Origin of the sequence: Thermococcus sp. (genome assembly GCF_015521605.1) — an archaeon.
Lineage (GTDB): Archaea > Methanobacteriota_B > Thermococci > Thermococcales > Thermococcaceae > Thermococcus.
The window spans coordinates 1-9,415 of sequence record NZ_WANV01000027.1; the positions used below are offsets into that span (position 1 = coordinate 1).

The 9,415-nt window shown below is 55.5% G+C and carries 10 protein-coding genes; 7 read left to right on the plus strand and 3 right to left on the minus strand.

All coding sequences use genetic code 11. From position 1 onward, the window contains the following. The coding region (locus tag F7C11_RS05465) for an RNA 3'-terminal phosphate cyclase (RefSeq protein WP_297091735.1) at positions 1 to 296 on the minus strand (296 nt) is incomplete at its 3' end. A 91-nt stretch (positions 297 to 387) separates the two neighbouring features. Here F7C11_RS05465 and F7C11_RS05470 point away from each other — a divergent pair. Continuing rightward, a complete protein-coding gene (locus F7C11_RS05470) occupies positions 388 to 978 on the plus strand; it encodes a hypothetical protein (RefSeq protein WP_297091737.1) in 591 nt (196 codons plus the stop codon). Here the strand turns inward: F7C11_RS05470 and F7C11_RS05475 are convergent. Both F7C11_RS05475 and F7C11_RS05480 read right to left on the minus strand, forming a co-directional pair. Next, complete coding sequence (locus tag F7C11_RS05475; RefSeq protein WP_297091739.1) at positions 959 to 1,834, minus strand: hypothetical protein; 876 nt, start codon at positions 1,832 to 1,834, stop codon at positions 959 to 961. The genes F7C11_RS05470 and F7C11_RS05475 overlap by 20 nt on opposite strands. Before the next feature lie 49 nt (positions 1,835 to 1,883). Further along, the gene (locus F7C11_RS05480; RefSeq protein ID WP_297091741.1) at positions 1,884 to 2,396 is read right to left on the minus strand and encodes a metallophosphoesterase; all 513 of its coding nucleotides are present in this window, start codon (positions 2,394 to 2,396) and stop codon (positions 1,884 to 1,886) included. Positions 2,397 to 2,514: 118 nt separating this feature from the next. On the opposite strand from F7C11_RS05480, the gene F7C11_RS05485 reads away from it, so the two are divergent. The 6 genes from F7C11_RS05485 to F7C11_RS05510 all read left to right on the plus strand — a co-directional run. Further along, a complete protein-coding gene (locus F7C11_RS05485) occupies positions 2,515 to 3,009 on the plus strand; it encodes a hypothetical protein (RefSeq protein ID WP_297091743.1) in 495 nt (164 codons plus the stop codon). After that, a complete protein-coding gene (locus tag F7C11_RS05490) occupies positions 3,009 to 6,479 on the plus strand; it encodes an LAGLIDADG family homing endonuclease (RefSeq protein ID WP_297091745.1) in 3,471 nt (1,156 codons plus the stop codon). The genes F7C11_RS05485 and F7C11_RS05490 overlap by 1 nt, the downstream gene beginning before the upstream one ends. A 68-nt stretch (positions 6,480 to 6,547) precedes the next feature. Continuing rightward, positions 6,548 to 6,979, plus strand: a complete 432-nt coding sequence (locus F7C11_RS05495) for a translation initiation factor IF-2 subunit beta (RefSeq protein WP_297091749.1) — start codon at positions 6,548 to 6,550, stop codon at positions 6,977 to 6,979. Positions 6,980 to 7,077: 98 nt separating this feature from the next. Continuing rightward, complete coding sequence (locus F7C11_RS05500; protein WP_297091747.1) at positions 7,078 to 8,646, plus strand: carboxyl transferase domain-containing protein; 1,569 nt, start codon at positions 7,078 to 7,080, stop codon at positions 8,644 to 8,646. 19 nt (positions 8,647 to 8,665) lie between these two features. Beyond that, positions 8,666 to 9,037, plus strand: coding sequence for an OadG family protein (locus F7C11_RS05505; protein WP_297091751.1), 372 nt, complete (start codon positions 8,666 to 8,668; stop codon positions 9,035 to 9,037). Between the two features lie 2 nt (positions 9,038 to 9,039). Then, positions 9,040 to 9,415 (plus strand): biotin/lipoyl-containing protein (locus F7C11_RS05510; RefSeq protein ID WP_297091753.1); only part of this gene is annotated, 376 nt, incomplete at its 3' end.

Here is a 9,415-nt window from a genome sequence, read left to right on the forward strand (position 1 = left end):
AGGACGAGGGTTATACTGCCGGCGGTCTTTATCGGGACGCGTATATGCGCCGGCTTTGCCTCGCCCGGAACGAACTCCAGAACCGTCGAGCCGACTCGGGCGCCCTTTACCCTCGCGTTGCTGAGTTCCTTCAGTGCCAGAATCCCGTGGAGATGCTGGGGTCTAAGGCCAGGGTTGGTCCTGTTGGCGCGTATGTTTACGATTTTAACGGGTTTTCCGGTGATAACGGAGAGGGCAACGCTCGTTCTCAGTATCTGACCTCCCCCCTCACCGTAGGAACCGTCTATCACTATCACCTCTCCCCACCGATACCAGTTCTCCGTCCCGGCTAAAAAACCTTGCCGAAAGGCTTTTACCCAGGGAGGAAAAAATCGGGGTGGTGTGGCTATGGACGAGCTTGAGTTCTGCGTGAAGAGTTTAAGTTATCCCCTCGGCATGGTGCTGGAAAACCTGGAGAGGAGAGACGGCCAGCGCGCCGAGATACGGGGAAGTAGGCTAATCCTCCCTGAAATCCCGTTTCCCGCTAAGTGCTACCTTGCCGCTCTGGTAATCTTCGAGAGCCTCGATGCCGTCGACAGAAAGCGTCTGAGCGATGACTACCTGGGGCTCGAAGAGTTCAGGGAAAAGATACTGAGCTCCAAACTGGGTGAGCTCGTTGGTAAATACCTCCGGGACCCTTGGACATACCTTGGGAACAGGGGCTCCCTTGTCGTGGACTGGCTCGAATTTAAGAGGAGGGAGGAGAGGGTAAGGCCCTACCTCGAAAGGCTGAAGAGCCTTAGGGAAGAATCCAAGAGCAGGGGAGAATTCCTGGAAAGGAGCGGATTCCTGGGAGAGCTGAGTGTTGATGAGGCACTGCTCCTCGGCTATCTCGCGGAAGATGAAAAGTTCAGGGAGCTTATAAACGCGGCCCTTGGGAAACACAACTCCCTGTTCAAAGAAATGGTGGTGAGGTACTTCAGGGCCCTGAGGGCTTAGAGTCGTCCAACCTGAAGTCCGAGGGGACGAAGCCGAGGTTCACAAATATCGCGGTTTCCAGGGCCTTTTCCTTATCAACGCCCCTCTTTGAAAGCTCCTCCACAATTCTAGCTATGGCCTCGATGCTCCGGTAGTTCAGCAGCTCCGGGGGATAGTCGCTGAGAATCTCCTCATCGACCGGAAACCCCACCCTGTCCTCAAGTTCCCTGGCGAACTCCCCGGTTGAGAGGGGCGGGATCTTAATTCGCACCCCGAACGGAATCATGGTGTACTTCTCCGGGAAGACCGTCTCAACGACCACCTGAGTGCCCTTTTTCATGGCTTCAAGAACCTCTGCGGGGGAGGGCTCCCTCAGGAAGATGGCCTCCCCGGGAATGAGCGGCTCAACGTTTATCCCCCTCCAGTTCACTATCAGCGTGTGGAGGCCGAGGTTCAGGGCCCCGGATATTGAGAGGGAAAAGCCCGCCTTTTTAGCCCTCTCGGACCCTTTTACGTGCTTGAGCTTCCCGTAGAGCTTTTCACTCACCATGGTGAACTGGTAGAGGCTCTCAACCCCTTCCAGATGAAGAACGCCGTTGGAGAGGAGCTTTAAACCGAGCCTGGCCAGAACCGCGCTGAGCGAGGCCTCGCTCCTCGTCGTTATCGCCCTCCTCCCCCCAACCTCTTCCCTGCCCCTGCTGATGAGCCTGTAATCTCCCGGGAAAAGGCCCCTGGCGTTAAAGAACTCCTCAAGGGTCTGCCTGGCCTTCTCCTCGCTAACCCCGTAGACCTTTATGAACTCCACGTTATCCTCCCTGTCAACGCCTATCAAAACGACCGCATCCCGCCTTTCCTTCGGAATCAGCACGTCCTCCATACTTACCGCCGCTTATCCTTTGCTTGATTTGAAGATAGAAGGGGATTCGCTAGAGGCTCATTGCCCCCAGAAGCTCACCGGTGTCGAGGTTGATTATCTGCACCTCCCTCTTCCGGGTGTCCAGGAGGGCAACGCTCCTCACACCGCTGACGTAGCCGCAGACCTCACCGGGATTGACGAGTATGGTCCTTCCCTCCTCGCGTATCTCGTAGCGGTGGGTGTGGCCGACTATGACCACATCGTAGAGCTTGCTCCTGGCCAGCGCACGGACGATGCGCTCGTCGGTGCCGTGGGTTACGGCTATCTTCATGCCATCGGCTTCGATTTCCAGTATCTCATCGTAGATCCCCAGCGCTTCATAGAGGCCTTTCCTTTCGCCGTCGTTGTTGCCGAAAACACCCCTGAGCGGTGCCCTGAGCTTCTTGAGCTCCCTGGCAACAAAGGGGGCAACGTAGTCCCCGGCGTGGATGACAAGCTCAACGTTTCTCCCGTTGAACAGCTCAACAGCCTTGGCGATGGCCGAGAGGTTGTCATGGGTATCGCTCATTATCCCTATCAGCATGCTCTCACCACAGATATCTACGGCACCGGGCTTATAGGATTAACCGTCATTCACATCCTATCGTTAGGGTAAAGTTAAAAGCATCATGGAGTATGGGTATATTCGAGAGGGTGATGTCATGTTCACCGGTAGAGCAGTCATAGCGGTTAAAATCCTCCGTCCTCTGGGGGACTGGAGCGCCGGCGATGTCGTTCTCCTCGAGGACTGGAAGGCAAAGGAACTCTGGGAGGCCAGGATAGTCGAGGTCATCGATGAGACCGATAAGGTTATAGGGGAGATAGACCGCGCGATAGCCGAGGAGAGGGAGAACGAGCCCCTGATGCCTCTCCCCGCGGGGCTGTACGAGAGAGCCGAGTTCTACATGTATTACCTGGAGAACTACGTGAGGATGAACGCCGGGGAGGGAATAGAGACCATAAACGTCAAGCTGACAAAGCTCGCCAACCTGAAGAAGAAGCTGGAGCACCTGAAGACGATACGCTTCAACAAAATTCTAAAGGCTGTTATGCTGAGGCCCAACAGCCTTGAGCTGCTGTCGAGACTATCACCGGAGGAGAGGAGGATATACCTCCAGCTTTCCAAGATCAGAAACGAGTGGCTGGGTGAGGAGTGATGGACAGGGAGGACATGATAGAAAGGTACGCGCGCTTTCTGAGGGAGTACGTGGACGACAGCGGAAACGAGGTATATCTGAACAAGCTCAAGGATTTGCTCACGGTCACCCCAAAGCGCTCACTGGCGATAGACTGGACGCACCTCAACTCCTTCGACCCCGAGCTGGCGGGCGAGCTCCTCGAAAACCCGGAAGAGAGCATACTCGCGGCCGAGGATGCGATTCAAATAGTCCTCCGTGAGCCGCCCCTCCTCAAGGAGGAGGAGTTCAAAGTTCACGCGAGGTTTTACAACCTTCCGAGGACTCTCCTTGTCAAGGAACTCGGGAGCGAGCACATAAACCGGCTCATCCAGGTGGAGGGCATAATCACGCGCGTGAGCGAGGTGAAGCCCTTCGTCGAGAAGGCCGTCTTCGTCTGCAAGGACTGCGGCAACGAGATGGTCCGCCTCCAGAGGCCCTACGAGAACATAGTCAAGCCGAGCAAGTGCGACGCCTGCGGTTCCAGAAACGTTGACCTTGACGTCGAGAAGAGCCGCTTCATTAACTTCCAGAGCTTCCGCCTTCAGGACAGGCCCGAAAGCTTGAAAGGCGGTCAGATGCCCCGCTTCGTTGATGCGATACTCCTGGACGACCTTGTGGATACGGCCCTGCCTGGCGATAGGGTTCTGGTTACCGGAATTCTCCGCGTCATCCTGGAGCAGAGGGACAAGAGGCCGATATTCAAGAAGGTTCTGGAGGTAAACCACATAGAACAGCTCAGCAAGGAAATCGAGGAGCTTGAGATTTCACCGGAGGACGAGCAGAAGATACGCGAGCTGGCCAAAAGGAAGGACATCGTCGATGCCATCGTTGACTCCATAGCCCCCGCAATATGGGGCCACAAGACCGTTAAGAAGGGCATCGCGCTGGCGCTCTTCGGCGGTGTGCAGAGAACACTGCCCGATGGGACCAAGCTCAGGGGAGAGAGCCACGTCCTGCTTGTGGGAGATCCGGGAGTGGCTAAGTGCGTTGATTACAATACAGAGGTCGTTTTAGCAGATGGAAGTCTGAAAAAGATTGGGGAGATTGTTGAAGAAGCCGTCGAGAGAGCGGAAAAAGAAGGAACGCTCGGGAAAGTTGACGATGGCGTCTACGCTCCCCTTGATCTCGAGCTCTACGCCCTTGACGCAGAGACGTTGAAGGTAAGAAAGGTCAAGGCGAACATAGCCTGGAAGAGAACCACTCCGGGGAAAATGTTCAGGATAAAGACCGCCAGCGGCAGGGAAATTAAGGTAACCCCAACTCACCCGTTCTTCGTCTTTGATGACGGCCAGTTTAAGACGAGGAAAGCGGAGGAGCTTAGAGAGGGGGACTTCATAGCAGTCCCGAGGATTATACCAACAGAAGGGGAAGCAGTAAGACTAAGCAACGCACCTATCCAAAAACCGAAAACCGCAAAGAGCAGGCTTGTTCTTCCGGAGTTCGCTGACGAGGAATTCTGGTACGTTATGGGGCTGATATCAGGGGAAGGCTATGCCCAGAACAGGGGCGGAAGCGCCACTCTCTACTTCACAAACAACGACCCCGAACTCATAGAGAAGGTTTACAACTACCTCAAATGTATTGGCCTCACCCCCAAGATAAGGGAAGCCCACAGAGGCAAGAATTCCGGGGAAGTCTATGCTTCCAGTATCGAACTCTACCACCTCTTAGAGTGGCTGGGGCTTGCAAAACCCTCAGCGGAGAAAACAGTTCCACCTCAGCTTTTCAGGGCAAGAGCAGAGGACGTTAGAGCATTTCTCAGGGGGTACTTTGACGCTGAAGGGACAGTGGACAAGAGAAGACCAAAAATAACAGTTGTCTCAGCTTCAAAAGAGATGCTGAGAGGAATCCAGCACCTGCTCCTCAGATTTGGGATAAAATCCCAGCTACACGAGACTAAAAGTAGGGCCACCAACGGGAAAATGAGAGATAAGAAGACCTACTACCGCCTTATTATAACCGGGGAAGATGTGTTGAAGTTCAGGACCGAGATAGGATTTAGAATCAAAAGGAAACAGCGCATCCTTGAGGACGTCACAGAAAGCATCTCCCCCAACACCAACGTGGACGTTGTTCCAGGAGTTGGTGACTTTCTCAGAGAGCTGAGAACCGAGGCAAGGTTAACCCAGAAGGAGATGGGCATAAACCGCTCAACTTACCTCCACTACGAGAGGGGCGATAGGTTACCCAGCAGAGAGAAACTCGGGCTAATTGTTGAAACCCTCAAGAAGCACCTATCTGAATCGGAAGAGGTTAAAATCCTCAGCCTTCTGGCAAACTCGGACATCTTCTGGGACAGGGTTAGAGAGATAGAAGAATACAAGCCAGAACACCCCTGGGTCTATGACCTCCAGGTTCCGGAGCACCATAACTTCATTGCCAACGACATCTTCGTCCACAACAGCCAGATTCTCCGCTACGTGGCCAATTTGGCGCCGAGGGCGATTTATACGAGTGGTAAGAGCAGTTCGGCCGCGGGGCTTACTGCAGCCGCCGTGAGGGATGAATTCACAGGCTCCTGGGTTTTAGAAGCGGGTGTTTTGGTGCTCGCCGACGGCGGATTCGCGTTAATCGATGAATTCGACAAGATGAGCGACCGCGACAGGAGCGCCATACATGAAGCGCTGGAGCAGCAAACAATAAGCATCAGTAAGGCAGGAATCACCGCGACCCTCAACGCAAGAACTACCGTCATAGCGGCCGCTAACCCCAAGTTTGGCAGGTTCAACAGACACAAGTCCCTTCCGGAGCAGCTCGACCTTCCGCCGACCCTGCTCAGCCGTTTCGACCTGATCTTCCTTCTCCTCGACGAGCCGGACGAGAAGGTCGACTCAAGCATAGCGGAGCACATCCTCAGGGTGCGCAGGGGGGAGGCCGAGGCCGTAACGCCCAAGATACCCTACGACCTGCTCAAAAAGTACATCGCCTACGCGAGAAAGAACGTCCATCCCGTTCTGAGCAGGGAGGCAATGGAGGAGATAAAGCGCTACTACGTCAGGATGAGAAAGGGCTTTAAGAGGCCGGGCGAGGACGACGGCGTGCAGCCGATTCCGATAACGGCAAGGCAGCTGGAGGCGCTGATAAGGCTCAGCGAGGCACACGCCAGAATGCGCCTCAGTGAGACCGTAACAAGGGAAGACGCGAGGGCGGCGATAGCAATAATCGAGGACATGATAAGGAAGATAGCCGTTGACGAGGAGGGAACTCTGGACGTCTCGATACTCGAGGTCGGCAAGAGCTCCAAGAAGATAAACAAGATAGACAGGATGGTTGACATCATAAAGAGCCTTGAGAGTGAGGGAGAGTTCGGAGCTCCAGAGGACAGGATAATCGAGGCAGCGAAGCAGGCCGGTCTCGGCTCGGAGAACGAGATAAAGAAGCTAATCAACGACCTCAAGCGCGACGCCAGGATATACGAGCCGCGCGCGGGCTTCTACCGCGTGCTCTGATTCCCCTCCATTTCCCCACGCCAAAAGGTTATAAACGTCTCCCGGTAGTTAAGATGGAGGTGAGGAAAGTGAGCGAGAAGAAGGTTGACTTTTACGATTTCGAGGGCCTGCTCGATAAGGCTTACGAGGAACTTCCCGAGAACGTCAAGCATCACACTTCCCGTTTCGAGGTTCCGGCAGCGATAGTCACGATCGCCGGAAACAGGACTATAATCGAGAACTTTGTGGACATAGCCGAGGCCATGAACCGTGACCCGAACCATCTGCTCAAGTTCATACTGAGGGAGGTTGCCACTGCTGGAACGCTTGAGGGAAGGCGCGTCGTCCTGCAGGGACGCTTTACACCGTACCTGATAGGCAACAAGATGAAGAAGTACCTCAAGGACTACGTTATCTGTCCGGTCTGCGGAAGCCCCGATACCAAGATTATCAAGCGCGGACGCTTCCACTTCCTCAAGTGTGAGGCCTGTGGCGCCGAAACGCCGATTCAACACCTTTGAACCCTCTTTTCTTTTCAAGATTTGACGCCCGATAAAAACTCTTTTAAACTTTACAAACTACAAGTAGGCGACACTCTCGGCAGCCAGGGGGAGTTCTCATGAGCATGGAAGAGAAGGTTAACGAACTGTATGAGAGAAAGAGGAAGATCCTTGAGATGGGCGGCGAAAAGGCCGTCGAAAAACAGCACGCTAAAGGAAAGTTAACAGCACGCGAGAGGATCGAGAAGCTCCTCGATCCGGGAAGCTTCGTTGAGATAGGCGCTTTCGTCAGACACCGCGGAACGGAGTTCGGCATGGACAAGAAGGAGCTGCCCGCGGACGGCGTTATCACCGGCTACGGTACCATCGATGGAAGGCTCGTTTTTGTGTTCGCCCAGGATTTCACCGTCATGGGCGGTTCCCTCGGTGAGATGCATGCCATGAAGATAAAGCGCATAATGGAACTTGCCCTTGAGGCTGGAGCGCCGGTAATAGGCCTCAACGACTCCGGTGGAGCGAGAATCCAGGAGGGCGTTGACTCGCTCAAGGGCTACGGTGAGATATTCAAGATGAACACCATCCTCAGCGGTGTCGTTCCGCAGATCACCGCCATAATGGGCCCCTGTGCCGGCGGAGCGGTGTACAGTCCGGCCATAGGAGACTTCATCCTCATGGTGGACAACCCGGCCAGCTTTATGTTCATCACCGGGCCTCAGGTCGTCAAGGCAGTCACCGGAGTCGAGGTCACCCCGATACAGCTCGGCGGGGCAATGGTTCACGCCCAGCGCTCTGGCCAGGCCCACCTCATAGGGAAGAGCGATGAAGAGGTTCTGGCGCTCATAAGGAGGCTCATAGGCTACCTCCCGTCCAACAACATGGAGAAGCCGCCGCGCGTCAAGACGAACGACCCCCCCTTCAGGAAGACCGAGAACCTCTACTCAATAGTCCCGGACGACCCGAACAAGGGCTACGATGTGAGGCAGGTCATCTACGAGATAGTGGACAGGGACGAGAACGGCAACCCGGACTTCCTCGAAATACTCCCGTACTTCGCACCGAACGCCGTCGTCGGCTTTGGAAGGATGAACGGCCAGACAGTTGGTATCGTGGCCAACAACCCGATACACTTCGCAGGCGTTCTCGACATAGACAGCTCCGACAAGATTGCGCGCTTCGTCAGAACCTGCGACGCGTTCAACATCCCGATAGTCACTCTCGTCGACGTTCCGGGATACCTGCCCGGCACCCAGCAGGAGTACGGCGGAATCATCAGGCACGGCGCGAAGGTGCTCTACGCGTATTCAGAGGCGACCGTTCCAATGGTGACTGTGATACTCAGAAAGGCCTACGGTGGGGCATACCTCGCCATGGGAAGCAAGCACCTCGGCGCGGACTTCGTCTTCGCGTGGCCAACCGCGGAAATAGCGGTCATGGGGCCAGAGGGAGCGGCCAACATCATCTTCAGGAAGGAGATCGCCGCGGCCGAGAACCCGGAGGAGGTTCGCCAGCAGAAGATACAGGAGTACAGGGAGCGCTTCGCCAACCCGTATGTCGCCGCCGCGAGGGGCTACATAGACGACGTTATCGACCCCGCCGAGACGAGGGCTAGGATAATCCTCGCCCTTGAGGCGATGGAGAGCAAGCGCGTTAAGCTGCCCCCGAAGAAGCACGGCAACATACCGCTGTGAGGTGTGAGACATGGTATCAATGGCAGAGTTCATGGAGGGCCTGAACATCACAGCCCTCGGAGTGACGGTGGTCTTCGCCGTCCTCACAATTTTAGCACTGGTGCTCTACTTCGTCGGCTGGCTGGAGAGGCGGCTTATTGAGAGGGAAGAAGCCGCCGCGCCGGTTCCGGCGCCCTCCGAAGTCAAAGAGGTCGAAGAGGAGAAGCCGACCATACCCCCGAAAGACCTCGCGGTCATAACGGCAGCCATACTCGCGTACACGGCGGAAAAGGCCTCGCAGCTCAGACCTCTGCCGTTCAGGAGGAAAGTTTCAGACGCCTGGCGCCTCTACGGCGTCCAGTCAACAATGGAGGAAGTTGAAGACTTCAACTATGAACTTGGGAAGTGGTGAAGATGGCGAAGGTTAAGGTCATCGTTGATGGTATCGAGTACGAGGTCGAGGTTGAGGAACTCGGAATGGGCAGGTTCAGGGTTGCCTTTGAGGAAAAGGAGTACACAGTTGAAGCCAAGGGACTGGGAATCGACATAAGCAGCCTGGGCGCGGCTCCGGCCCCTGTTACGACTCAGACGCCCACCGCACCCCTCCCGGCCGCTCCAGCGCCGGCTCCGAGCGCTCCTCCGTCTCCTGCTCCGGTTGCTGGTGAGGGTGTTGTCACCGCGCCAATGCCGGGCAAGGTTTTGAGGATTCTCGTGAGGGAAGGAGAGCAAGTCAAAACCGGCCAAGGACTACTCGTCCTCGAAGCAATGAAAATGGAAAACGAAATACCAG